27 protein-coding genes are annotated in these 21,676 nt (G+C 73.5%); 15 read left to right on the top strand and 12 right to left on the bottom strand.

Translation table 11 applies throughout. The annotated features are described in order from the left end of the window. The first annotated feature begins 63 nt into the window (after window positions 1-63). Together HUN58_RS01655 and HUN58_RS01650 are read left to right on the top strand one after the other, a co-directional pair. A complete protein-coding gene (locus HUN58_RS01655) occupies window positions 64-1,722 on the top strand; it encodes an ATP-binding protein (RefSeq protein WP_254631593.1) in 1,659 nt (552 codons plus the stop codon). Beyond that, window positions 1,719-2,399 carry a response regulator gene (locus tag HUN58_RS01650; RefSeq protein ID WP_180224711.1) on the top strand — a complete coding sequence of 227 codons (681 nt, stop codon included), beginning with the start codon at window positions 1,719-1,721 and terminating at the stop codon, window positions 2,397-2,399. Before HUN58_RS01655 ends, HUN58_RS01650 begins: the two co-directional genes overlap by 4 nt. A gap of 87 nt (window positions 2,400-2,486) precedes the next feature. Here the strand turns inward: HUN58_RS01650 and HUN58_RS01645 are convergent, their stop codons facing one another. From HUN58_RS01645 to HUN58_RS01635, 3 genes are all read right to left on the bottom strand, one after another. Further along, window positions 2,487-3,254, bottom strand: a complete 768-nt coding sequence (locus HUN58_RS01645) for an SDR family NAD(P)-dependent oxidoreductase (protein WP_180224712.1) — start codon at window positions 3,252-3,254, stop codon at window positions 2,487-2,489. Between the two features lie 228 nt (window positions 3,255-3,482). Then, on the bottom strand, window positions 3,483-3,863 hold the full coding sequence (locus HUN58_RS01640) for a hypothetical protein (RefSeq protein WP_180224713.1): 381 nt from the start codon (window positions 3,861-3,863) through the stop codon (window positions 3,483-3,485). Window positions 3,864-4,003: 140 nt separating this feature from the next. After that, complete coding sequence (locus HUN58_RS01635) at window positions 4,004-4,420, bottom strand: HIT family protein (RefSeq protein ID WP_180224714.1); 417 nt, start codon at window positions 4,418-4,420, stop codon at window positions 4,004-4,006. A 33-nt stretch (window positions 4,421-4,453) separates the two neighbouring features. Between HUN58_RS01635 and HUN58_RS01630 the strand changes: the two genes are divergently transcribed. Both HUN58_RS01630 and HUN58_RS01625 read left to right on the top strand, forming a co-directional pair. Further along, window positions 4,454-4,930 (top strand): GNAT family N-acetyltransferase, encoded by a 477-nt coding sequence (locus HUN58_RS01630; RefSeq protein ID WP_180224715.1) that lies wholly within the window; start codon window positions 4,454-4,456, stop codon window positions 4,928-4,930. Between the two features lie 79 nt (window positions 4,931-5,009). Continuing rightward, window positions 5,010-5,360, top strand: coding sequence for a VOC family protein (locus HUN58_RS01625; protein ID WP_180224716.1), 351 nt, complete (start codon window positions 5,010-5,012; stop codon window positions 5,358-5,360). 21 nt (window positions 5,361-5,381) lie between these two features. On the opposite strand, the gene lepB is transcribed toward HUN58_RS01625, so the two are convergent. Further along, window positions 5,382-6,095, bottom strand: coding sequence for a signal peptidase I (gene lepB, locus HUN58_RS01620; protein WP_254631592.1), 714 nt, complete (start codon window positions 6,093-6,095; stop codon window positions 5,382-5,384). Window positions 6,096-6,268: 173 nt separating this feature from the next. On the opposite strand from lepB, the gene HUN58_RS01615 reads away from it, so the two are divergent. The 4 genes from HUN58_RS01615 (at window position 6,269) to HUN58_RS01600 (ending at window position 9,168) form a co-directional block, all read left to right on the top strand. Then, window positions 6,269-6,424 carry a hypothetical protein gene (locus tag HUN58_RS01615; RefSeq protein ID WP_180224717.1) on the top strand — a complete coding sequence of 52 codons (156 nt, stop codon included), beginning with the start codon at window positions 6,269-6,271 and terminating at the stop codon, window positions 6,422-6,424. 283 nt (window positions 6,425-6,707) lie between these two features. Beyond that, window positions 6,708-7,469, top strand: coding sequence for a phosphatase PAP2 family protein (locus tag HUN58_RS01610; RefSeq protein ID WP_180224718.1), 762 nt, complete (start codon window positions 6,708-6,710; stop codon window positions 7,467-7,469). Further along, the gene (locus HUN58_RS01605) at window positions 7,466-8,506 is read left to right on the top strand and encodes a sensor histidine kinase KdpD (RefSeq protein ID WP_180224719.1); all 1,041 of its coding nucleotides are present in this window, start codon (window positions 7,466-7,468) and stop codon (window positions 8,504-8,506) included. The genes HUN58_RS01610 and HUN58_RS01605 overlap by 4 nt, the downstream gene beginning before the upstream one ends. Next, window positions 8,503-9,168 carry a response regulator transcription factor gene (locus HUN58_RS01600; RefSeq protein ID WP_180224720.1) on the top strand — a complete coding sequence of 222 codons (666 nt, stop codon included), beginning with the start codon at window positions 8,503-8,505 and terminating at the stop codon, window positions 9,166-9,168. Before HUN58_RS01605 ends, HUN58_RS01600 begins: the two co-directional genes overlap by 4 nt. Before the next feature lie 60 nt (window positions 9,169-9,228). Here the strand turns inward: HUN58_RS01600 and HUN58_RS20875 are convergent, their stop codons facing one another. Beyond that, complete coding sequence (locus tag HUN58_RS20875) at window positions 9,229-9,351, bottom strand: hypothetical protein (protein WP_257222049.1); 123 nt, start codon at window positions 9,349-9,351, stop codon at window positions 9,229-9,231. 108 nt (window positions 9,352-9,459) lie between these two features. Here HUN58_RS20875 and HUN58_RS01595 point away from each other — a divergent pair, with 108 nt between their 5' ends. The 4 genes from HUN58_RS01595 (at window position 9,460) to HUN58_RS01580 (ending at window position 13,112) form a co-directional block, all read left to right on the top strand. Continuing rightward, complete coding sequence (locus HUN58_RS01595) at window positions 9,460-10,029, top strand: DUF2127 domain-containing protein (RefSeq protein ID WP_180224721.1); 570 nt, start codon at window positions 9,460-9,462, stop codon at window positions 10,027-10,029. Further along, the gene (locus HUN58_RS01590) at window positions 10,026-10,652 is read left to right on the top strand and encodes a DedA family protein (RefSeq protein ID WP_180224722.1); all 627 of its coding nucleotides are present in this window, start codon (window positions 10,026-10,028) and stop codon (window positions 10,650-10,652) included. Before HUN58_RS01595 ends, HUN58_RS01590 begins: the two co-directional genes overlap by 4 nt. Continuing rightward, window positions 10,649-11,389, top strand: a complete 741-nt coding sequence (locus HUN58_RS01585; RefSeq protein WP_114851381.1) for a phosphatase PAP2 family protein — start codon at window positions 10,649-10,651, stop codon at window positions 11,387-11,389. The genes HUN58_RS01590 and HUN58_RS01585 overlap by 4 nt, the downstream gene beginning before the upstream one ends. 127 nt (window positions 11,390-11,516) lie before the next feature. Beyond that, window positions 11,517-13,112, top strand: coding sequence for an MFS transporter (locus HUN58_RS01580; RefSeq protein WP_208745324.1), 1,596 nt, complete (start codon window positions 11,517-11,519; stop codon window positions 13,110-13,112). Window positions 13,113-13,278: 166 nt separating this feature from the next. On the opposite strand, the gene HUN58_RS01575 is transcribed toward HUN58_RS01580, so the two are convergent. Further along, window positions 13,279-13,500, bottom strand: coding sequence for a PLDc N-terminal domain-containing protein (locus HUN58_RS01575; RefSeq protein WP_208745323.1), 222 nt, complete (start codon window positions 13,498-13,500; stop codon window positions 13,279-13,281). A gap of 124 nt (window positions 13,501-13,624) precedes the next feature. On the opposite strand from HUN58_RS01575, the gene HUN58_RS01570 reads away from it, so the two are divergent. Next, window positions 13,625-14,086: a GNAT family N-acetyltransferase gene (locus HUN58_RS01570; RefSeq protein WP_058740535.1), complete on the top strand. Its 462-nt coding sequence runs from the start codon at window positions 13,625-13,627 to the stop codon at window positions 14,084-14,086. Window positions 14,087-14,097: 11 nt separating this feature from the next. Here HUN58_RS01570 and HUN58_RS01565 read toward each other — a convergent pair whose 3' ends face one another. Continuing rightward, on the bottom strand, window positions 14,098-14,754 hold the full coding sequence (locus tag HUN58_RS01565) for an NAD(P)-dependent oxidoreductase (RefSeq protein ID WP_208745322.1): 657 nt from the start codon (window positions 14,752-14,754) through the stop codon (window positions 14,098-14,100). Between the two features lie 60 nt (window positions 14,755-14,814). On the opposite strand from HUN58_RS01565, the gene HUN58_RS01560 reads away from it, so the two are divergent. Together HUN58_RS01560 and HUN58_RS01555 are read left to right on the top strand one after the other, a co-directional pair. Beyond that, entirely contained in the window at window positions 14,815-15,414 is a 600-nt protein-coding gene (locus HUN58_RS01560; RefSeq protein WP_208745321.1) for a TetR/AcrR family transcriptional regulator, read from the top strand. Window positions 15,415-15,439: 25 nt separating this feature from the next. After that, window positions 15,440-16,057: a DUF1349 domain-containing protein gene (locus tag HUN58_RS01555; RefSeq protein WP_208745320.1), complete on the top strand. Its 618-nt coding sequence runs from the start codon at window positions 15,440-15,442 to the stop codon at window positions 16,055-16,057. Between the two features lie 107 nt (window positions 16,058-16,164). On the opposite strand, the gene HUN58_RS01550 is transcribed toward HUN58_RS01555, so the two are convergent. The 5 genes from HUN58_RS01550 to HUN58_RS01530 all read right to left on the bottom strand — a co-directional run bounded on the left by HUN58_RS01550 (window position 16,165) and on the right by HUN58_RS01530 (window position 21,595). Then, window positions 16,165-18,429 carry an FdhF/YdeP family oxidoreductase gene (locus tag HUN58_RS01550; protein ID WP_114851435.1) on the bottom strand — a complete coding sequence of 755 codons (2,265 nt, stop codon included), beginning with the start codon at window positions 18,427-18,429 and terminating at the stop codon, window positions 16,165-16,167. 38 nt (window positions 18,430-18,467) lie between these two features. Then, window positions 18,468-19,334, bottom strand: coding sequence for a formate dehydrogenase accessory sulfurtransferase FdhD (gene fdhD, locus HUN58_RS01545; RefSeq protein ID WP_208745319.1), 867 nt, complete (start codon window positions 19,332-19,334; stop codon window positions 18,468-18,470). A 107-nt stretch (window positions 19,335-19,441) separates the two neighbouring features. After that, on the bottom strand, window positions 19,442-20,650 hold the full coding sequence (locus HUN58_RS01540; RefSeq protein ID WP_208745318.1) for a molybdopterin molybdotransferase MoeA: 1,209 nt from the start codon (window positions 20,648-20,650) through the stop codon (window positions 19,442-19,444). Next, window positions 20,647-20,985, bottom strand: a complete 339-nt coding sequence (locus HUN58_RS20385; RefSeq protein ID WP_114851373.1) for a DUF6457 domain-containing protein — start codon at window positions 20,983-20,985, stop codon at window positions 20,647-20,649. The genes HUN58_RS01540 and HUN58_RS20385 overlap by 4 nt, the downstream gene beginning before the upstream one ends. Before the next feature lie 4 nt (window positions 20,986-20,989). Continuing rightward, window positions 20,990-21,595: a molybdenum cofactor guanylyltransferase gene (locus HUN58_RS01530; RefSeq protein ID WP_208745317.1), complete on the bottom strand. Its 606-nt coding sequence runs from the start codon at window positions 21,593-21,595 to the stop codon at window positions 20,990-20,992. Window positions 21,596-21,676 lie beyond the last annotated feature (81 nt).

Below are 21,676 nucleotides of genomic sequence, written 5' to 3'. Positions count from 1 at the left end.
CCCCACACCGCCGTGCGGTGTCGCAGAATGGTGGTCCCGCGACGAGGCGAGGAGGGTCGGACCGTGGCACCGAGACGGTGGAGCATCGCCAGACGGCTCTTCGCGCTGCAGCTGCTGTTCGTCGTGGTCGGCGTCGCGGTGGGCGGCGCGTGGAGCTGGGCATCGGCGCGGGCGGACCTGCAGGCCGACGCCGCCGAGAAGAGCACCGCGCTCGCCGTGTCGATCGCCCGGAACCCGTTCGTGGTCGAGCAGGCGGCCACCGCCGATCCCTCGGCGCGGCTCGAGCCCTACGCGCTCGACCTGATGCGCCGCACGCACACGGACTTCATCACGATCATGGCGCCGGACCGCACCCGGTGGACGCACCCGGACCGTGCCGAGATCGGTCGGCCGTTCCGCGGGACGATCGCCCCGGCGCTGGACGGGCAGACCTTCACGGAGACGTTCGCCGGGACGCTCGGCCCCTCCGTCCGGGCCGTCACGCCGATCACCGACCAGGACGGGAAGGTCGTCGGGCTCGTCGCCGCGGGCGTCACCGTCGCGAACATCTCCACCGCGCTCGTCCCGCGGCTCGGGTCCGTCGCGGTGCTGGCCCTGGCCGTGGTGGCCGTGTCCGCGATCTTCTCGTGGCTGCTCAGCCGGTACCTCGGCCGGGTGACCGCCGGCCGCGGGCCCGAGGAGCTCGCGCGGGTCTTCGCCTCGTACGAGGGCGTGCTCCACTCGGTGCACGAGGGACTCGTCGTGATCGACCGGAGCGGGGCCGTCGTCCTGCACAACGACCGCGCCGCCGAGCTCCTGCACCTGCCCCCGCCCGCCGAGCGTCAGGAGCCGATCCCGCTCGCCGCGCTCGACGTCCCGGACGGGCTCCGCACGCTGCTTGCGTCGGGGGCCCTCGCCGTCGACGAGACCCACGTGACGGCGGACCGGGTGCTCGTCGTGAACCAGGAGCTGGCGTTCCCGCGGGGCTCCGCGAAGCCGATCGGCACGGTCGCGACGATCCGCGACCAGACCGAGCTGCTGCACCTGTCCGGCGAGCTCTCGGCGACGCGGACGCTCACCGGGGCGCTCCGGTCGCAGACGCACGAGTTCGCGAACCGGCTGCACACCGTCGTGGCCCTGCTGGAGCTCGGGCGGGTCGACGAGGCGATCCGGTTCGCATCCGACGAGATCGACCGGCACCAGATCGACCGGCACCAGGTCGACCGGCATGGGGTGGAAGCACCGGCTCCGCAAGGGCACCCCGACGACGGCCCCTTGGCCGTGACGCCCGAGGTCCTCGCCGCCGTCCTGCACGCCAAGCGCGCGCAGGCCCACGAGCGCGGGGTCGTGCTCGTGGCCGACACCGACGGCCTGCACGCTCCGGTGGCCGCGCCGGCGAGCGACGTCATCACGGTGCTCGGGAACCTCGTCGACAACGCCGTCGACGCGGTGGCCGAGCACCCCGGCGGTCCGGGTGGGCCACGGGTCGACGTCACCGTCACGACGCAGGACGACGGACGCACCCGGATGGTCGTCGCGGACAACGGCCCCGGCATCGCCGACGTCGCCGCCGCCGCCGAGCGGGGCTGGTCGACGAAGCCGTCCGGGCCGGAGGGGCGCGGCCTCGGACTCGACCTCGTCCGCTCCGCGCTCGCCGACATCGGCGGGACGATGACCGTCGACTCCGGCCCGACCGGCAGCACCTTCGTGGTCGACCTCGAGCCGCGGCAGGTGGCCGCGTGACGGACACGATCCGCGTCCTGATCGTCGAGGACGAGCCGCTCACCGCGGAGGCCCACGCCGCGTACGTCGGCCGCGTCGACGGCTTCACCGTCGTCGCGTCCGCGGCCACCGGTCGGGAGATGCTCGCCGCGGTCGCAGCGGAGAAGCCGGACCTGGTGCTGCTCGACTTCAACCTGCCCGACGCGCACGGACTCCAGCTCGTCCGCGCGCTGCGCACCGCCGGCTCCGCCGTCGACGTCATCGCCGTCACCGCCTCGAACGACGTCCGGGGCGTGCGGAACGCGATCGCACTCGGGATCGTGCAGTACCTCGTCAAGCCGTTCAGCTTCCGCACCTTCGCGGACCGGCTCACGACGTACCGCGAGTACCGCCGGGGCTTCGAGGACCGGCGGTCGCTCACGCAGGCGGACATCGACGCGCGGCTCGGGACACTGCGACCGGCTGCGCCGGCCGAGTCGGAGAAGGGCATCGCCCCGGAGACGCTCGAGACGGTCCGGTCCGTGCTGATCAGCGTCGACGGAGGTGCGTCCGCCACCGAGGTCGCGCAGGCCACGGGGACCTCGCGCGTCACCGCGCGGCGGTACCTCGAGCACCTGATCGCCGCCGGCCAGGTCGACAAGGACGTACGGCACAGCGGGCCGGGTCGGCCCGAGTACGAGTACCGCTGGTTGCGCTGACCCGACGCCGGCGCTGACGCGCCACGGGACGGACGGGAGGATCGTGGCGGCGCCGCCACGATCCTCCCGTCCGTCGTGCGGTCCCGTCTACAGACCGACGCTGCCCTGCGAGATGCCGCCGTCGATCGTGACGGTGGTGCTCGTCATGTAGGCGGCCTTGCCGGAGGCGAGGAAGACGACCACCTCGGCGATCTCGTGCGGCTTCGCGGGTCGACCGAGCGGGATGGCGTCATCGAGCTGCTTGAGCTTGTCGGGGTCCGAGGTCGTCGCCGTGTTGATCGGGGTGTCGACGGCGCCGGGGGCGATGTTCACGATCCGGACGCCGTGCGGGCCGAGTTCGACGCCGCCGCTCCGGGCGAGCATGCGCATGCCGCCCTTGGCGACGCAGTACGCCAGGTTGCCGGGCATCGGCCAGTCCTCGTGGACGCTCGAGATGTTCAGGACGAGGCCGCCGTTGCCCTGCGCGATGAACTGCTTCGCGGCCGCCTGGGTGCCGAAGAACGCGCTCTTCATGTTCACGGACATGACCTTGTCGTAGCCGTCCTCGGTCTCCTCGAGCAGCGACTTCCGGTCCTCGATCCCGGCGTTGTTCACGAGGACGTCGAGCGAGCCGAAGGCGTCGACGGCCTTCTGGACCATCCGGTGCAGGTCGTCGGCGCGGGTGATGTCCGCGTCGACGCCGACCGCGTGACCGCCCGCGTGCTCGATGCGGTTGATCAGGGACTCGGTCTCCTCGGGGTGGGCGACGTAGTCGATGACGATGTTCGCGCCCTCGGCTGCGGCGGCGAGGCAGACCTGCTCGCCGATGCCGCTGTTGCCGCCGGTGACGACGATGGTCTTGCCCTCGAGCAGCATGGTTCCTCCTGGTGGGGCGGGGTCGTGGTGCCCCCCACGGTGCTCCGGACCGGCTGGCGGGGTCCGGCGGATGTGCTGAGGTCTCGCGCAGGGTGAGCGGCGTCTCGTCGCCGGGGCCGGGCGCCGGGGCCGGCGCCGGGGCCGGGCGCCGGGGCCGGGCCGGGCCTGGCCTGGCCGTCGATGGAGCAGAAGACGTCGGGTCGCCCGAGCACACCCGACGTCGTCTGCTCACTCGACGGGCGGCGGGGCCACGAACGAGCGGTTGAAGGCGCCGGAGTCGTACCGGACGAGCCAGCGGCTGGTGCCGTCGAGGAACGCCGGGAGCTCCGACAGGGGCAGCCACGTGCCGTCGACCGGCTCCGGGGCGAACACCCCGTCCTCCCCGCCGCGCAGGAGTGCCTCGACGGCGCCGCCGCTCGGGTGGAAGCTCTTCGACACGTGGACGTCGCGGCCGCCGAGCGCCCGGACACGGTCCAGCGCGTCCCGCTTGCCGTCCGCGACGAGCACGACGGAGACGATGAACGGGTCGAACACGGTCACCTCCACCACGGTGCGGCCGTCGGGCAGCCGCGTGGCGAACTGCGCGAAGGGCTTGCCGGAGCGGGACACGGTCCGATCGTACGGCCGCGCGGGCCCTGGGCGGCCGTCGATGGAGCAGACGACGTCGGGTCGCCCGGCCCCACCCGACGTCGTCTGCTCACCCGACGGGACGGGACTGGGCAACGAACCCCCGCGACGCGGACCCCCGGCTACTCGAACATCTCGGCGAGGGCCGCGTGCGGGTCCCCGTCGAACCGGTGGGCCGACGGCGGCGAGGACCAGTGGATCAAGCCGTCGTCCGGCCAGCAGGGAACCACGTGGACGTGGAGGTGCTCGACGCTCTGGCCGGCATCCGCCCCGGAGGCCTGCAGCAGCACCGTGCCCGTGGCCCCCAGTGCGCCGCGCATCGCCCGGGCGACCCGCTGCGCGAGCGCTGTCGTCGCGGCGAGGGCGACCGGCCCGGCGCTGAGCAGGTCCCGGGTGTGCTCGACCGGGACGACGAGGGTGTGCCCGGGCGCGATCGCCGAGTCGGGCAGGGGAGCGAAGGCGACGGCGTGCTCCTCGCGTTCGACCCAGACGGCGGGTGCGGAGCCCTCGATGATGCGGCAGAACGGGCACGGGTCCATCGGCCCAGTCTGCACGTCCCCTACGCTCCCCACGTGGTCACCATCGCGCGGGTCAGCCCCTCCGACGCCGTCGCCGGCACGATCGTCCGCGCCTACCTGACCGACGTCGCCTCCCGCTGGCACGGCCGGACCGCGAGCGAGGCCGAGGTCGACGAGGCGCTCGCCGATGAACCGTTCGGCGACCTGGTCGAGCCCACCGGCGTGCTGCTGGTCGCGTCCGACGGAGGCCACGCCGTCGGGTGCGCGGGTGCGCGGTTCCTCGGGGACGTCGCGGAGCTCACGAAGGTCTTCGTGTCGCCGACGCACCGCGGGAAGGGCCTGGGCGCCGCACTCCTGCGCGCGGTCGAGGCCGCCTGCCGAGAACAGGGCGTCGCGGTGCTCCGCCTCGACACCCGCGCCGCGCTGGCGGAGGCGTGCGCACTCTACGAGCGCTCGGGATTCGAGCGGGTCGCGCCCTTCAACACGGACCCCTACGCGGACCGGTGGTACCGCAAGGTGCTGGAGCCGTGACCGACGGCCGGACGGGAGGCACGTGGCGGGCCCGCCACGTGCCTCCCGTCCGCTCGTGTCGGCGGGGACGGTGCGGACCGTGACGGTGACCGGGATCGGTGGGCTCTTCTTCCGCAGTCGCGACCCGGAGGGTCGCGCCGCGTGGTACCGCGAGCACCTCGGGATCGACGCGGGGTCGGACACGGTGTGGCAGCAGGAGGCGGGTGCGACCGTGTTCGCGCCGTTCCCGGCCGACAGCGGGTACTTCCCCGCCGACAGCCCCTTCATGCTGAACCTGCGCGTGACCGGCCTCGACGACCCGGTGGCGCGGCTCGAGGCCTCGGGCACCGAGGTGGAGCGCCGACCGGAGTGGGACACCGAGTACGGGCGCTTCGTACGGATCCACGACCCGGAGGGGCTCCCGCTCGAGCTCTGGGAGGCCGCCGGCTGACGAGCCCCGTGGCCAGGGGGACTACCCGCCCTGCTCCTCGCGCGTGACACCGGCGAACACCTCGGGGTGGTCGTCGAGCCACGACCACCGGGCGACCGGCCACGTCACGACCACGGCCCGCCCGACGACGTCGGACTCCCGGACGAACCCCTTCGAGGGCAGGTCCTGGTGGGAGCGCGAGTCGGCCGAGCCGTACCGGTTGTCGCCCATCACCCACAGCCGGCCGGCGGGGACCGTGACGTCGAACGGGACACCGGACGCGGGTTCGCCCTCGGGTGCGAGGACGTACGGCTCGACGAGCGGGACGCCGTTCACCGACATCCGCCCCTGCGCGTCGCAGCACTCCACGTGGTCACCCGGCAGTCCGATGAGCCGCTTGACCAGGTGGCCGTCGGTGTCCGGCCCGAAGCCGACCGTGCTGAGCGTCCGGCCGAGGAGCGTCGGCGTCCGCGCGGCGACCCGCTCAGGGGCGCCCGGCACGTCGAGCCACCCGTCGGCGTCCCGGAAGACGACGACGTCGCCCCGGTGCAGGCCGGCGAGCTCGTTCACGACGACGTGATCGCCCACCTGCAGGGTGTTCGTCATCGAACCGGACGGGATCGAGAAGCTGCGGATGACGAAGGTCTTGACGAGGAACGACGCGAGCAGGGCTGCGAGCAGGATCACCACCATGTCCCGGAGGAACCGCAGCACCCCGTTCCGCGGTCCCGCGCGTCGTGCCATCCGTTCCCCCATGCGAGCAGCGTAGGGCAGCGCGCAGCAGGTCGGCTGACGCGACCAGCCCGCCTGCGTGACGTGCGCGTCGGGCGCGCACCGCGCTTCCAGGCCGCCTGGGAGGCACGGATCACCGCCGGCCGACGCGTGCGGTGGGTGCAGATGGCCGGTACGTTCGGTGCAAGGGGGTCGCGATGCGCTTCATCAACTGGCTGGTCGGGGTGTTGGGTGTGGTCGCGCGCGGCGTGGACGCGAGCAACGGGGCGGGACCGGGTGTGCCGCCGAACGCGGCGAGCTGGCTCGCGGCCAACGAGAGCGACCACCAGCGGCGGCGCGACTACCGGCCCTGACGCGCGCCCCGGAGGGCCCGCAGGTCGCGGCCCGACAGGGCGTCGCTCCACGTCGCGGTGTCGCCACCGCCGCCCGCGCAGTGCAGGCCGGCGTGCCCGGCCTCCCGCTGGCACCGCCAACGGTCGAAGGTGCTCGGGCACGGTCCCGTGGTCCGGTCGGTTCGGTCGGTCCGGGGGTCGCGTGAGGTCCTGATCGCACTCATGACACTGCTGGGACGAGTCGAGCGCCCGGATCGTCACGCTTCTTCGACGTTTCTTGGGGCATCTGCCGTCGGATGTCCGAGTGACCACCCCACTGCCCGTGTCCCCAGCCCGTCCGACCCGGCGTCGCATCGTCGAGCGGGCGGTGGTCGTCGTCGTGCTCCTCGTGGGCGTCGGCTTCGTCCTCCGTGCGCACCCGGTGGACGCCGGCCTCGCCCGAGCGCTCAACAGCCTGCACGTCGGGGCCCTCGGCGCAGTCGGCTCAGCGGTGTACACCCTGTTCGAGCCGGTGCCGGCGGTGCTCCTGACCGTCGTCCTGACCGGGCTCGTGTGGGCTCGGACCCGCCGCCTGGTGACGGCGGCGGCGTTCGCCGGCGTCGTCGCGCTGACGTGGATCCCGTCCGACCTGCTCAAGGTGGTCGTCGGGCGGCCGCGACCCGACGGGTCCCTGCTGCCGCACCCGTTCGTCCCCGTGCAGCCCGACGCGTCGTTCCCGAGCGGGCACACCGTCTTCGTGGTGGCGCTCGTGCTCGCCGGGCTCATGCTCGTGCCGGCAGGTCCCCGCCGCCGGGTGCTCGCGGTGCTCGGCGGGGTCGTCGTGCTGGTCGTGGCGACGGCGCTCGCCGTGGACGGGGTGCACTGGCCGACGGACGTCGTCGCGTCGGTGGTGTGGGCGCTCGCGGTGGCGCCGGTCGCCCGGATCGTCTGGGTCGACCTGGTGCTGACGCGGGTGGTGCTGCGCGGAGCGGCCCGCGTCGAGCGCTTCCGGACGCCGGACGAGCGCGCGGCGGTCGTGGGGGAGCAGACTGGGCGCCATCGCGCGGACGAGGAGGACGCTTCGTGAAGCCCTGGCTGACCCGGATCGGCACGGCGGTCGGCCTCGGCTCCGACCAGGACCCCGACCGCCGCGAGTACCGACGGTCCGCCGTGCGCATCGGCCTGCGGGTCGCGGTCGTCTCCGCGGCGCTCGTGGTGTCCGTCGTCGCGCTCGTCGTGGCCTACGTGGCGTGGCAGCTCACCCCTGCGCAGCAGCTCGAGCGGCACGGTGCCGAGGACGTCCACGTCTACCTGGACACCGTCGACCTGCTCATCGCCGTCCTGGTCGTCGGCGGTGCGGCCGTCGTGCTCGCGGGTGTGGCGACCTGGCTCATCGCCGCGCGTGCGGTCCGGCCGCTGGCCGAGGCCTACCGGCTGCAGCGGACGTTCGTGGCGGACGCGAGTCACGAGCTGCGGACGCCGCTGACGGTGCTGAGCGCCCGGGTGCAGCAGCTCCAGGTGATGCTCCCCGCGACGAGCACCGAGCGAGCGGTCGCGGACGAGCTCCGCACGGACACCCGCGCCCTCGCCGAGGTCGTCGAGGACCTGCTCGCCACCGCGGCCGGCCGGACCGACGAAGCCGCCGTGGCGGAGCTCGACGCCGGTCTCGCGGCGGCGGCGAACGACATGGCGGTCCTGGCCCGCGACCGGCAGGTGCACCTCGTGGTCACCCCGGGCGAGGGCGTCCTGGCCGTCACGCCGACGCAGCTCCGGCGGTGCCTCGTCGCGCTCGTCGACAACGCGGTCGGGCACAGTCCGACGGGCGGCGCGGTGTGGGTCGAGAACGAGGTCGTCGGCGATCGCGTGGTGATCCGGGTCCGCGACGAGGGGCAGGGCATCACGGGGATCGCCCCGCGGCGGGTGTTCGACCGGTTCGCCCACGGCGACGCCCCGGCCACCGGCGGGCCGACCCGGACGAGCAACGGCATCGGACTCGCGCTGGTGAAGGACGTCGCCGTCCGCGCGGGCGGCGACGTGCGGGTGGAGCGCACCGGTCCGTCCGGCACCGTGTTCGCGCTGACCCTGCCGCTCGCCGGTGTGACCGGACGGCGGCGGCGCGGATGAGCGGCGGCGGACGGGTCCTGCTCGTCGAGGACGACCCGCGCCTCGGGCCGATCGTGCGGGACGTGCTGTCGGCCTCGTGGGACGTCGAACTCGTCACCACGCGGGTGGACGCGCTCGAAGCCGCGCTGCACCGGCTGTTCGACGTGCTCGTGGTCGACCGTCGCCTGCCGGACGGCGACGGCCTGGACGTGGTCCGGGAGCTCCGGCGCTTCCGGGTCGCCACCCCGGCGCTCGTGCTCACCGCGCTCGGCGAGGTGCACGACCGGGTGTCCGGGCTCGACGCCGGCGCGAACGACTACCTGGTGAAGCCGTTCGACTTCGACGAGCTGAACGCCCGGCTCCGTGCGCTCACCCGCGCGCCGGTGGACCTCGGGCCCGCGTTCGAGATCGGCGGCTGGTCGTTCCGGCCGGACGACCACACCGTGCACTCGCCCTACAGCGGCCGGGTGGCCCTGACCGACCGGGAGTCCGACCTGCTCGCGGTGCTCGCCGCGGAGCCGGACCGGGTGTTCTCGCGCGAGCAGCTGCTGTCCGCGGTGTTCGAGCACGGCGAGCAGCTCGGGACGGTCGACACGTACGTGCACTACCTCCGGAAGAAGACCGAGCGGGACCTCATCGCGACCGTGCGGGGCAAGGGCTACCGGCTCGGCACCCCGGCCTGACGCGGAGCGGACGGGGCCTGCGCGTCCGCGGGGCCCTGCGCCCGGTGCCCGGCACCCTCGTCACTCGGGGTCGAGCAGCCCCTCGCGCTCCGCCTCGACCGCGACCGCGAGCAGGGCGGCCCCCGCACTCACCACACCGAGCACCGCGATCCCCGCCGCTGCCACACCGATCCACACGCCCATGACGCCTCCTCGTCCGACAGCGTGGAACGGAACGGCCCAGAAAGCAGCAAGGCTGCACGGATCGTCAGCCTTGGTCGTTCCTGGGAGACCCGGTCCGACCCTGGTGGCATGCGCACCACACCACCGACCCGCGAGCGTTGGTACGACCTGGTCTTCCTGGTCGGCTTCGCGCTCAAGGCGGTCGACGGGCTCGTCGAGCTCCTCGTCGGCCTGCCGCTGCTCGTGCTCCGGCCGGCGCAGGTCGAGGCCGTCGCCCGGCTCCTGACCGCGGGGGAGCTCCGCGAGGACCCGGGCGACCCGGTCGCGCACCTCGTCCGCCACGGGGTCGCGGCGCTGAGCACGGACGCGACGCTGTTCGCCGCCGTGTACCTGGTCGTGCACGGCCTGGTGAAGCTCGGCATCGTCGCGGCGATCTTCCGCGGGTCGCGACGGCTGTACCCGTGGGCGATCGCGGCGCTCGGCGGCTTCGTGGTCTGGCAGGGCGTCGAGTTCGTGCAGCACCCCGGCGTCGGACTCGCGCTCCTGACCCTGTTCGACGTCGTCATCGTCGCGCTCACCGTGCGCGAGTGGCGGCACCACCGGAGCCTCGGCGACGCCGTGCGCAGCGTGCTCGGACGGAGTGCCCGTCGAGCCCCGTCCGACCGATCCACCGACCCCGCCTGGAGGACCGCCCAGTGATCCCCGCAGCCCTGCACCTGTTCGACGCCGCCTCGGTCCTGCACGCCTTCGGGCCGTGGGTCCTGGCCGGGATCGCACTCCTCGTCGTCGTGGAGTCCGGCGTCCTGTTCCCGTTCCTGCCCGGGGACTCGCTGCTCGTCACCGCCGCGATCCTCAGCGCCACGCTCGGGGTCACACCCGGCGAGGTCGCGCTCGTCGCCGTGACCGCCGCCGTCGTGGGCGACTTCGTCGGGTACGCCCTCGGCGCGCGTGTCGGCCGGCGGCTGTTCCGCCCCGGCGCGCGGCTGCTCACCCCCGCGCGGCTGCACGAGTCCGAGGCGTTCTTCGCCCGCTGGGGTGCCGCGTCGCTCGTGCTCGGCCGGTTCGTCCCGGTGGTCCGCACCTACGTCCCGCTCGCCGCCGGCACCGCGCGCATGTCGCTCGGGCGCTTCGCCACCTGGAACGTCGTCGGCGCCGTGGCCTGGGCCGGGGTGCTCGTCACCGCCGGGGTCCTGCTCGGTGGCGTCCCGCTCGTGGCGGACCACATCGACGCGGTGATGATCGTCGTGGTCGTCGTCTCGGTGCTCCCGCTCGTCGTCGGAGCCCTCGTCCGCCGCCGTCGCACAGCCCGGGTCGAACGGTGACCGCCGCGACGCAGGCACCCGGCTGGTGGCACACGAAGTTCACCCCGGAGCGCCGGACCGTCGGGCGTACCGAGCGGGCCGTCCTGCTCCGCGGGGCCGTCGTGCTCGCCGTCGTCGGGTCCGCCGTGTTCTCGGCGATGCTCGTCGGGGTGCTCGGCCACAGCGGCGTGCAGCACCTGGACCGACCGGTCGAGCAGTGGTTCGACGCGCACCGCGACCGGGACCTGACCGGGGTGTCGGCGTTCTTCGCGACCGTGTTCGGGCCGGTCGGGATGCCGATCATCGTGCTCGTGGTCACCGTGGTGTGGGCGCTCCTCGCGCGGCACGCGTGGCGGGCACTGCTGCTGGCGTGCGGGATGGTGCTCGGCGTCGCCACCGCGCAGCTGCTCGCGCCGATCGTGCGGCACCCGAGGCCGCCCGTCGGGCTGATGCTGCTCGCGCCCGACCACACGTTCTCGTTCCCGTCCGGGCACGTGCTCGGGGCGAGCGACTTCTTCCTGATCGGGGCGTTCCTCGTCGCCTCGCGGACCCACCGTCGGTGGGTCACGGTCCTGTTGTTCGCGCTCGCGGCGTTGATGATCACGGCGCAGGTCGTCACCCGGCTGTACCTGGGCTACCACTGGCTGACAGACACGCTCGCGTCGGTCGGGTTGTCGATGATGATCACCGCGCTGGCGATCGCGGTGGACACGCACGTGACGGTGCGCGTCCCCGAGCTGGCGGACGCGACCCGCTGACGGCCCGGAGGCCCGTGGCGGGCCCGCCACGTGCCTCCAGTCCGTCGCCTGGTCGCGTGGACGGGGGACAAGCCGCGGACCGCACGCTCCGGACCCCGCAGGGGCCGGAGCCTAGCGTGGGCGTGTCATGGCAGCCGAACACCGCAAACCCGTCGAGCCCGATGCGGCTCCCTCCGTCGCACACCACGGCGCGCACCACGCCGCCACCGCCGCACCCACGGCTACCCCACCGGAAGCCCCGAAGGACACCGCCCCGGACCGCGCCCGCCCGTCGGGCGGCGGTGGCGGTCGCGACGACTACCAGCCGGACCCGAACCGCTGGAAGGCGCTCGTCATCTGCCTGCTCGGCGGCGGGATCGTGCTGCTCGACGTGTCGATCGTCAACGTCGCGCTGGAGTCCATCTCGAGCGGCCTGCCGGGTGCCTCGCCCGAGGCCGTGCAGTGGATCCTGTCCGGCTACGCGCTCGCGTTCGGCCTGCTGCTCGTGCCCGGAGGCCGGCTCGGCGACGCTTCCGGCCGGCGACGGATGTTCATCGTCGGCGTCGCGCTCTTCACGCTCGCGAGTGCCCTCTGCGGCTTCGCGCCGAACGGCCTCGTGCTCGTGATCGCGCGCCTGGTGCAGGGCTTCGCTGGTGGTCTGCTCACGCCGCAGGTCACCGCGCTCATCCAGCAGCTGTTCCGCGGGAAGGAGCGCGGCACCGCGTTCGGCCTGTTCGGAGCGACGGTCGGCATCGCCACGGCGATCGGCCCGCTCGTCGGTGGGCTGCTCATCACGGCGTTCGGGACCGAGAACGGCTGGCGGTTCGTCTTCTTCGTGAACCTGCCCGTCGGACTCGTCACGATCCTCCTGTCCTTCCGCTACCTGCCCGCCACCGTGAAGGCCGAGCGCGGGCGGAAGCACGACTTCGACCCCGTGGGGATCGTCCTGCTCGGCGCCGCGGTCGTCGCGCTGCTGCTGCCGTTCGTGCAGTCCGAGGAGTGGAAGAGCAACGCGAAGTGGTGGCTCGTCGTCGCTGCGGTCGTGTTCGCCGTGCTGTTCGTGCTCTGGGAACGGCGGTACGCGCGGACGAAGGAGCCCGTGATCGACCTCGGGCTGTTCCGCCGCCGGTCGTTCTCGCTCGGTGTCGGGCTCGCCACCGTGTACTTCGCCGGCTTCACCCCGCTGTTCTTCGTGCTGACGCTCGCGCTGCAGTCCGGCCTGCACTACTCGGCGCTGCTGGCGGGGGCGTCCTCGGTGCCGTTCGCGATCGGGTCCGGCGTCGCGTCGACGATCGGCGGACGGGTCGTGTCCCGGTTCGGACGGCAGCTCATCGTGTTCGGCACGATCCTGGTGCTGCTCGGGCTCGGCGGCGTGATCTGGGTGGTCGCGAACCACTACGGGCCGTCGCTCGGCTGGTGGCTCGTGGTGCCGCTGCTCGTCGCGGGCGTCGGCTCCGGCCTGACGATCTCGCCGAACCAGACCCTGACGCTGTCCGAGGTCCCCGTCCAGCAGGGCGGCTCGGCCGGTGGGCTCATCCAGGTCGGTGCCCGGGTCGGGTCGGCCATCGGGATCGCGGCCGTGGGCAGTGTGTTCTACTCGGCGCTCGCCAGCTCGAAGGGCGACTACGCGCAAGGGCTGCCGCTCGGGCTCGGGGTGTCGCTCGCGTTCGTGGGGGCGGCGCTGCTCGCCGGGATCGTGGACGTCGTCGTGGGGCGGGTGCGGGGGACGCAGGCGTCGGTGTGAGGCGGGGCGGCGGCGACACTCGGCGCTCGGCTGGTCGGCGCTCGGCTGGTCGGCTGGTCGACTGCCGCGGTGACCTTTCGCGCTGAGCGACAGGTCACGCGCGCCGCTGCCCGTGACATGTCGCTGGGCGCGTGAGGTCGGGCGACGGCGACCGCCACCGACCGCGCTACCGGGACCGGTCGAGCGCGGCGGCGGCGCGTCCGAGCAGCCAGGTCACCGCCCAGCCGACGACGCCGATCACCGGCACCGCGACGATGACGACGGTCCACACGGCCTTGACGACGTCGCTCCGACGACGATCACGCCACACCTGAAGGAGCGCCACCACGTCGAGCGCCAGGATCACGACGATCACCAGCAGGTGCGCCCCACTCATGTTCTGCAGCACGGCTGCCTCTCCTCCTCGCACGGTCGTGCGACGGTTCCCACGGTAGGTCGGCGCTCGGGCCCGGGGCGTCAACCGGGAGGACGACATCCCAGCGTCCCGACACCGCCACCCCTACGCTGACGGGATGGCACCCCGCGTCCGACCCGTCCGACCGTCCGACGAGCAGGCGTGGGCGGAGCTGTACGCCGGGTACCGCGCCTTCTACCGTCTGCCGGACGACCCCGACGCCGTCGCTGCGACCTGGCGATGGGTGTCCGGCGGCGAGCACGGCCTGCTCGGGCTCGTCGCCGTGGACGACGACGACCGCCCGGTCGGGCTGGCGAACCTGCGGCGCTTCGCGCGTCCGTCGACCGCCACGATAGGGCTGTACCTCGACGACCTGTTCACCGCACCGACCGCCCGGGGAGCGGGTGTCGCGACGGCACTCCTGCACGAGGCCGCCGCCGTCGCGGCTGCCGAGGGGGCGAGCGTGGTGCGGTGGATCACCGCGCAGGACAACGCGGCGGCACGACGGGTGTACGACGCCGTGGCCACCGCGACGCCGTGGGTGACCTACGACCTCGCCCCCGGTTCCCCGCGCGACTGACCGGCGTGGGCTCAGCGCCCCCGGGCGTACGCGCTGCCGTCCCACGTGTGCACGGCGTCGTCGTCCCAGAGCATCCGGAGGTCGTACGCAGCGCAGTCGACGAACGTCCCGATGCTGATCCAGTGCCGCGAGCGGCGGAGCTCGCCGCGCGACGGCCCGTCCGAGCCGATGCCGGCCCGGTGCACCATCCACTCCAGGTCCCGGGCCTGCTCGTCGAGGTACCGCATCACGGCCTCGTTGTCCCGGTGCTGACCGTCGTAGGACTTCGCGATCGTGCGACGGACGATCCGGAGCGGCAGGGCCAGACGTCGCCCGGGCATCGCGCTGAGTCCGCCCGCCTGGTACAGGAACCGCCGGGTGCCACTCCGGCGCATCGCGGGCACGAGGCGCTGCACGAACTCGGTGTTCACCAGGCGGTCCTGCTGTGCCACCCGGTCCCCGAGCATCGCGACGACGCCGTCGACCCCGTCGAGCAGTCGGTCGAGGTCGAGGTGGTCGTCGGTGATCGACCCGGCGACCACCTCGAGTCGGTCGTGGCGGACCGCGAGCTTGGCGGGCGTGCGGGCGAGGGCGCGCACGTGGTGGCCCTGCTCGAGCGCGAGGCGGGTGAGGTGTTGCCCGGTCTGCCCGGTGGCGCCGAGCACGAGGAGGGATCGTCCGTTGGTCATGTCGACAATCTAGACACTGACTACTATCTAGTCAATGCCTGGTTTGGGTACGATGGCGGCATGACCGAGCGGCCGTTCCACCACGGGAACCTCCGCGCGGTGCTCCTGGACGAGGCCGTCGCCGTCCTGCGCGACGCGGGTGTGGAGGGGCTGTCGCTCCGGGACCTCGCCCGCCGTGCCGGGGTCAGTCACGGTGCGCCGCGGAGCCACTTCGTCGACCGCCAGGCGCTCCTCGACGCCCTCGCGGTGGTCGGCTTCGAACGCCTCCGGACCGCGGTCGAGCGGGCGATGACGGCGTCGACGGACCTGCCCGACCGCTTCCGCCGCGTCGCGCACGCCTACGTCGACTTCGCCGTCGACGACGCCGCCCTGATGGACCTGATGTTCCAGGCGAAGTCGAGCACCCGCACCGGTGCCGTCGGGGAGGCCGCCGGGGCACTGTTCGGCCTGCTCGACCAGGCGGCGGGGCCCCGGGATGCCGACACCGACGAGGCCGCACGCGAATCGTTCAAGATGCTCTTCGCCGCCACGATGCAGGGCCTCGCCGCGCTCGTGGTGTCCGGGCGGATCCCGCGTGCGCAGGGCGAGCGGCTCGTCGACGACGCCGCCGACATGATGCTCGCCTCGGACCTGGCGCGACGCTCCGTCACCGACCGCTGACGGTCAGGCCCGGTAGCGTGCGACCATGAGCCCCGCTGCGCCGGACCTGCCCGGCCTCCCGCCGTTGTCCTGGACGGGCGTCGACGGTGTCGCCATGTACGACGACCGCACCGGCGCGCTGACGCTCGAGTCCGCGCCCGGCGTCGACTGGACGAACGACGCGGGCGGCGGCCCGCAGCAGCACGGCGCCACCGCGCTCGCGTTCGCGGCTCCGGACGGCGACTTCGTGCTGTCGGCCCGGGTCCGCGTGCCCGGCGAGCGGACGACCTTCGACGCCGGCGCGCTCGCGCTCTGGGCGGATCCGGACCACTGGGCGAAGCTCTGCGACGAGCACGCTCCGCATGGTGAGGACATGGTCGTCAGCGTCGTCACGAACGACTGGTCGGACGACTGCAACAGCAGGCTGCTCGACGCACCGGCCGTCCACCTCCGGGTCGCGCGGGTGGGCAGCGCCTTCGCCTTCCACGCCTCGTCGGACGGTCGGACCTGGGACTTCGTCCGCACGTTCCGCCTGCGGTCCGGCTCGGCGCCCCTGTCGGTCGGCTTCCTCGCGCAGGCACCCACCGGCGACGGCTGCACGGCCGTCTTCGACGAGATCGCCTACGCCGAACGCACCCTGCCGGACCTGCGGGACGGTCGCTGACGGCCCCGACGCGACCAGCGGACGGACGGGAGGACCGTGGCGGCCCCGCCACGCGCCTCCAGTCCGGTCCTGGTCGCGACCAGACCTGCACGCCGGATGCACGCGCGTCAGACGCCGGCGGGCACCGCCACCCGCGTCAGACGCACCGGGACGGCCTTCGACACCGGGGTGTTGCTGCCCTTCGCCGCGCTGTCCAACGGCACGAGCACGTTCGCCTCGGGGAAGTAGGCGGCGGCGCAGCCGCGCGCACTCGGGTACGCGACGACCCGGTAGTCCCGCAGCACGCGCTCGACGTCGTCGTCCCAGACCGTCTCGACGTCGACGTGGTCGCCGTCGGTCAGCCCGAGCTCGGCCAGGTCGTCGGGGTTGACGAAGACGACGTGCCGGCCCTTCTTGATGCCGCGGTACCGGTCGTTCAGGCTGTAGATCGTCGTGTTGTACTGGTCGTGCGAGCGCAGGGTCTGGAGCAGCAGCGTGCCCTCGGGGCGCTCGACGTGCTCGAGCTCGTTCACCGTGATCATCGCCTTGCCGGTCTTCGTCGCGAACGTCCGCGAGTCCCGCGGGCCGTTCGGCAGCACGAAGCCCTCCTTGCTGCCGGCGCGGCGGGAGTAGTCCTCGAAGCCGGGCACGACGTGGCTGATGTGGTCGCGGATCACGTCGTAGTCGTCCCGCATGGCCTGCCAGTCGACCGGGACGCGGTCGCCCAGGGTGGCCTTCGCGAGCTCGCACACGATCGCGACTTCGGAGAGCAGGCCGGGGGCGACCGGCGGGACCTGCCCGTGGCTGCCGTGCACGGAGCAGACGGTGTCCTCGACCGAGACGAACTGCGGGCCGGCGGCCTGGACGTCGATCTCGGTGCGGCCCATGGTCGGCAGGATCAGGGCTTCCTGTCCGACGACGGCGTGCGAGCGGTTGAGCTTCGTGGACACCTGGACGGTCATCTCGGTGCCGCGGAACGCCTGCTCGGCGAGCTGGCTGTCCGAGATCGCGGCGACGAGGTTGCCGCCCATGCCCATCCAGAACCGGATGTCGCCGCGCTGCATCGCGTGGATGCCCTTGAGGGCGTCGACCCCGTGCTCGCGGGGCGGCTCGAAGTGGAACTCCTTCGCCAGGGCGTCGAGGAACGAGTCCGGCATCTGCTCCCAGATGCCCATCGTCCGGTCGCCCTGCACGTTGCTGTGCCCGCGGATCGGCGAGGCGCCGGCGCCGGGTCGGCCGATGTTCCCGCGGAGGAGCAGGAGGTTGATGATCTCCTTGATCGTGTCGACGGCCTTGGTGTGCTGCGTGATGCCCATCGCCCACGTGATGATCGTGCGCTCGGACCGCAGGTACCGCTCCGCGAGCTCGTCGATCTCCTCGATCGTCAGGCCGGTGGCGCGGACGACCTCGTCGTCGTCGACCTGCAGGATGTGCTCGACGAACGCGTCGTACCCACTCGTGTGCTTCTCGATGAACGCGTGGTCCACGACGGACCCGGGCGTGCGCTGCTCGGCGAGGACCACGCGCTTCGCGATCGCCTGCAGCAGCGCCATGTCGCCGCCGAGCCGGATCTGCAGGAACTGGTCGGCGATCTCGGTGCCGTGCCCGACGACGCCGCGGACGCGCTGCGGGTTCTTGTAGCGGCGCAGGCCGGCCTCGGGCAGGGGGTTCACCGCGACGATCTCGGCGCCGTTGCGCTTGGCGTCCTCGAGTGCGGTGAGCATGCGGGGGTGGTTCGTGCCGGGGTTCTGGCCCATCACGATGATGAGCTCGGTGTGCTCGAAGTCGTCGTACGCGATGGTCGACTTCCCGATGCCGACGGTCTCGGCCATCGCCAGGCTGGTGGACTCGTGGCACATGTTCGAGCAGTCGGGCAGGTTGTTCGTACCGAAGGCCCGGACGAACAGCTGGTAGACGAACGCCGCCTCGTTCGAGGTGCGGCCGGACGTGTAGAACGACGCCTGGTCGGGGGAGTCGAGGCCGTTCAGCTTGTCGGCGATGATCCGGAACGCCCGCTCCCAGCTGACCGGTTCGTAGTGGTCCTTCCCGGCGGGCTTCCACACCGGTTCGGTCAGCCGGCCCTGCATGCCGAGCCAGTACTCGGTCTTGTCGGCGAGGTCGTCGACGGAGTGCTCGGCCCAGAACTCCCGCGGGACGAGCACGGGCGTCGCCTCCCAGACCACGGCCTTGCCGCCGTTCTCGCAGAACTCGGCCGTCTTGCGCTTGTCCGGGTCCGGCCAGGCGCAGCTCATGCAGTCGAAGCCGCCCTTCTGGTTCAGGGAGAGCATGAGCTTGGCGGTGCGCGCGAGCCCGAGCTGCTCGATCGCGGGTCCCATCGAGTGCAGGACGCCGGGCACGCCGGCCGCCCAGTCCTTGGGTTCGCCGACCGTCATCTCGGCGTCGGTCACGTCGTCCTTCGGGGGCTGCTCGGTCACGGGGCGCTCACTGTCTCTCGAGGGGCGGTTGCTGGTTCGACGATCCGCTCGGGCCGGCTGTAGACGACCATGCTCTGGCCGCGCAGGAAGCCGATGATCGTGATGCCGACCTCCTTCGCCAGGTCGACGGCGAGCGACGAGGGTGCCGACACCGCCGCCAGGACCGGGATCCCTGCCATCGACGCCTTCTGTGTCAACTCGAAGCTCGCGCGGCCCGACACCATCAGGACGGTGCCGCTCAGGGGCAGTCTGCCTTCCTTGACCGCCCACCCGACGACCTTGTCGACCGCGTTGTGGCGCCCGACGTCCTCGCGGAGGACGAGCATCTCGCCGCTCCGCCCGTCGAACAGCGCCGCGGCGTGCAGCCCTCCGGTCTTCTCGAACACGTCCTGCGCCGCCCGGAGCCGGTCGGGGAACGTCGCGAGGAGCGCCGGGTCGAGCACCAGGTCGTCGTGGTGCACCGCGTGCTGCGAGGTCGTCCGGACTGCGTCGATGCTCGCCTTGCCGCACAGCCCGCAGGAGCTCGTCGTGTAGAACGCCCGCTCCAGGCTGGGGTCCGGGGCGGGGACGCCCGCCGCGAGCGTGACGTCCAGCACGTTGTAGGTGTTCAGGCCCTCGTCCGTGGCGCCGGCGCAGTACCGCGCGGCGGCGAAGTCCTCGCCCCGGGCGATGACCCCCTCGGACACCAGGAACCCCGCCGCCAGGTCGACGTCGTTGCCCGGCGTCCGCATCGTGATCGCGAGCGAGTTCCCGCCGACGCGGATCTCCAGCGGTTCCTCGACGGCGAGCAGGTCGTCACGCACCGACCGGGACGTCGCGACGGTGATGCGGGTGACGCGCTTCCGCGCCGTGATCCGGCTCATGGTCCGGGTCTACCACCCGAGTCGGTGACCCCGCCAGCGTGGTGCGGTTCGCGGTGGGATCGCACGCTTCTCCACAGGGTCGTCGCCCACAGGCTGCGGTCGTCGCGTCACCGTGTCCACGGCAGCCGGACGGGAGGCACGGCCTCGCCCGCCACGCGGCCCCCGGACCCGACGACCATCAGCCCGTCGGCGTCGGCCAGGCCCCGGAGCATCGCCGACGTCTGGTAGGCGGCCGGCACGGCTCCCCCGGGGGTGTCCCGGTAGGCGAGGACGAGGTCACCCGGACGTTCGTTCGGGACGTCGACGGCCAGTCGGACGGACCCCGTCGGCTCCGGCGCGCGTCCGAGCACACCGGCGACGAGCGGGCCGCCGAGCAGCACCGCCCCGACCATCGCCGCCATCGGGTTGCCCGGCAGGCACAGGTAGACGGTCGCCCCGCGACGGGCGAGGAGCATCGGCCGACCGGGGCGGACGGCGACCCGGTCGATCAGCAGCTCGGCGCCGATCCGGGCGAGCGCGCCGCGGACGTGGTCCGTCGAGGACCCCGCCGTGCCGCCGGTCGTGACGACGATCCGCTCCTGCGCGCCGTCGAGCACGCGGGCGGTGGCGTCGGCGTCGTCGGACACGCGCTCGGCTGCGACGGGGTCGGCCCCGAAGGCCCGGAGCACGGTCGGCAGCGTGTGGGTGAACACGTCGCGGACCTGGCCGGGGCGTGGGACGCCCGCGCCGACGATCTCGTCGCCGAGCACCGCGACCCGGGCCGTCGGGGCCGGCGCGACGAGCACGTCGTCGACGCCGGACGCCGCCGCGAGGGCCGCCCGCGGCGGGGTCAGCACCGTGCCCGCGGGGAACAGCGTGCTGTGCCGGGCGACCTCCTCGCCGGCGGGACGGACGTGGCGGCGGTCCGAGGGGGTGTGCCGGACGAGCCGGCCGTCGGCGTCGACCGCGGCGTCCTCCGAGCGCACCACGGCGGTCGTCCCGGGCGGCACCGGTGCACCGGTCGTGATCGGGCGTGCGTGCCCGGCGGCCAGGGTTTCCGTCGACGGCACGGCCCCCGCGACGATGCCCGCGCCGAGCGTCCACGGCCCGTCGCCCGCGACCGCCCACCCGTCCATCGCGGCCCCGTCGTGGCCGGGGACGTCCCCCGGGGCGACGAGGTCCCCGACGAGCGTCCGGCCGATCGCCGCCGCGAGGTCGAGTCGCAGGGGATCCGACCCGAACCCGGGGCCGGACGCCGCGAGGTCCGCCGTCAGTCGGACGCCCTGCCGGTGCGCCTCGGCGCGCGCGGCCTGCCAGGGGAGCAGGACCGCCGTCACCGGGCGCCGGCGTCGGTGCCGGAAGCGGTGCTCGCGTCGGTGCCCGGTTGCGTGCCCGGTTCGCTGCCCGTACCGCTGCTGTCGGCTCCGCGGGCGAGGGCGGCGCGGGTCGCGGTCGCCGCAGCGGCCTCCACGTCCGCCGGCGAGCCGCCCCGGAGCCCAGCGGCGTAGCCGACCAGGAACGTCGTGAGCGGGGCGGCGGGCCGGGCGACACCGTGCGCGGCGTCCCGGGCGAGGTCGAGCACGACGTCGCGGTCGAGCGTGAAGTCCTCGGGGAACCCGAGCGCCTCGGCGAGCTCTGCGGTCCATGCGGCGAGGACGTCGTCTGTGGTCATGCGGTCAGTCAAGCAGCCCGCTCGTCCCCGTGACCCGGGCGGCGTCCGCCGGTTCGTCCACGTCCGCACAGAGACCGCCGGACAGCGGCACCTCGACGAGCCGGAGCCCCGCGGTCAGTCGCCGCACGGCAGCGTCGGTCGGGTCGCCGAGCGCCCGGACGGCGTCACGCAGTGCGGACGACCGGTAGAGGGCGAGGAGTGGCTGCCGACGCCCGTCCTCGTCCACGGCGACGAAGCCGTCGGCGTCGACGGTGTCGTCCGCCGACCGCAGCAGCGCGTCGACCGCCCGCTCGGGCCGCACGAGGTCGCACGCGAGCACGAGCGTCCACGGCGCGGGCGCGGGGACCGCCTCGAGCCCCGCGGCGATCCCGGCCACCGGTCCGCCGAACGGCGGTTCCTCGCGCGTGACGACGACCCCGTCCGGCGCGGTCCGGCCCTCCCGGAGCCCGACGAGCACGACGCTGCGGGCCCTGGCTGCCGCGGCGACCGCGTGGTCCGACAGTGCCAGGCCGTCGGCGACCAGGGCCGTCTTGTCGATGCCGCTCATCCGCGACGCCCGACCCCCGGCGAGCAGGACGGCGTCGTGTTCCACGCTCGCGGTCTCGACCATCCCTGCACCCTACGTTCACCACTCCCGGCCCCGCTCGACCGGGGATCGCCACTAGCGTGACGGGTGTGACCCTCCGAACCC

This window comes from Curtobacterium sp. Csp1 (genome assembly GCF_013347185.1).
The sequence above is the reverse complement of the archived record's forward strand: the minus strand, read 5'-3'. Positions and strand labels throughout refer to the sequence as shown.

Coding starts and splice junctions, on each gene's coding strand:
- HUN58_RS01645 (WP_180224712.1), bottom strand. CDS start 3,254: ATGCTGCTCGAGGGCAAGACCATCGTCGTCACCGGCGGCAACAGCGGC.
- HUN58_RS01635 (WP_180224714.1), bottom strand. CDS start 4,420: ATGGACCCGTGCCCGTTCTGCCGCATCATCGAGGGCTCCGCACCCGCC.
- lepB (WP_254631592.1), bottom strand. CDS start 6,095: ATGGGGGAACGGATGGCACGACGCGCGGGACCGCGGAACGGGGTGCTG.
- HUN58_RS01615 (WP_180224717.1), top strand. CDS start 6,269: ATGCGCTTCATCAACTGGCTGGTCGGGGTGTTGGGTGTGGTCGCGCGC.
- HUN58_RS01600 (WP_180224720.1), top strand. CDS start 8,503: ATGAGCGGCGGCGGACGGGTCCTGCTCGTCGAGGACGACCCGCGCCTC.
- HUN58_RS20875 (WP_257222049.1), bottom strand. CDS start 9,351: ATGGGCGTGTGGATCGGTGTGGCAGCGGCGGGGATCGCGGTGCTCGGT.
- HUN58_RS01595 (WP_180224721.1), top strand. CDS start 9,460: ATGCGCACCACACCACCGACCCGCGAGCGTTGGTACGACCTGGTCTTC.
- HUN58_RS01580 (WP_208745324.1), top strand. CDS start 11,517: ATGGCAGCCGAACACCGCAAACCCGTCGAGCCCGATGCGGCTCCCTCC.
- HUN58_RS01570 (WP_058740535.1), top strand. CDS start 13,625: ATGGCACCCCGCGTCCGACCCGTCCGACCGTCCGACGAGCAGGCGTGG.
- HUN58_RS01565 (WP_208745322.1), bottom strand. CDS start 14,754: ATGACCAACGGACGATCCCTCCTCGTGCTCGGCGCCACCGGGCAGACC.
- HUN58_RS01560 (WP_208745321.1), top strand. CDS start 14,815: ATGACCGAGCGGCCGTTCCACCACGGGAACCTCCGCGCGGTGCTCCTG.
- HUN58_RS01555 (WP_208745320.1), top strand. CDS start 15,440: ATGAGCCCCGCTGCGCCGGACCTGCCCGGCCTCCCGCCGTTGTCCTGG.
- HUN58_RS01550 (WP_114851435.1), bottom strand. CDS start 18,429: ATGACGGTCGGCGAACCCAAGGACTGGGCGGCCGGCGTGCCCGGCGTC.
- fdhD (WP_208745319.1), bottom strand. CDS start 19,334: ATGAGCCGGATCACGGCGCGGAAGCGCGTCACCCGCATCACCGTCGCG.
- HUN58_RS20385 (WP_114851373.1), bottom strand. CDS start 20,985: ATGACCACAGACGACGTCCTCGCCGCATGGACCGCAGAGCTCGCCGAG.
- HUN58_RS01530 (WP_208745317.1), bottom strand. CDS start 21,595: ATGGTCGAGACCGCGAGCGTGGAACACGACGCCGTCCTGCTCGCCGGG.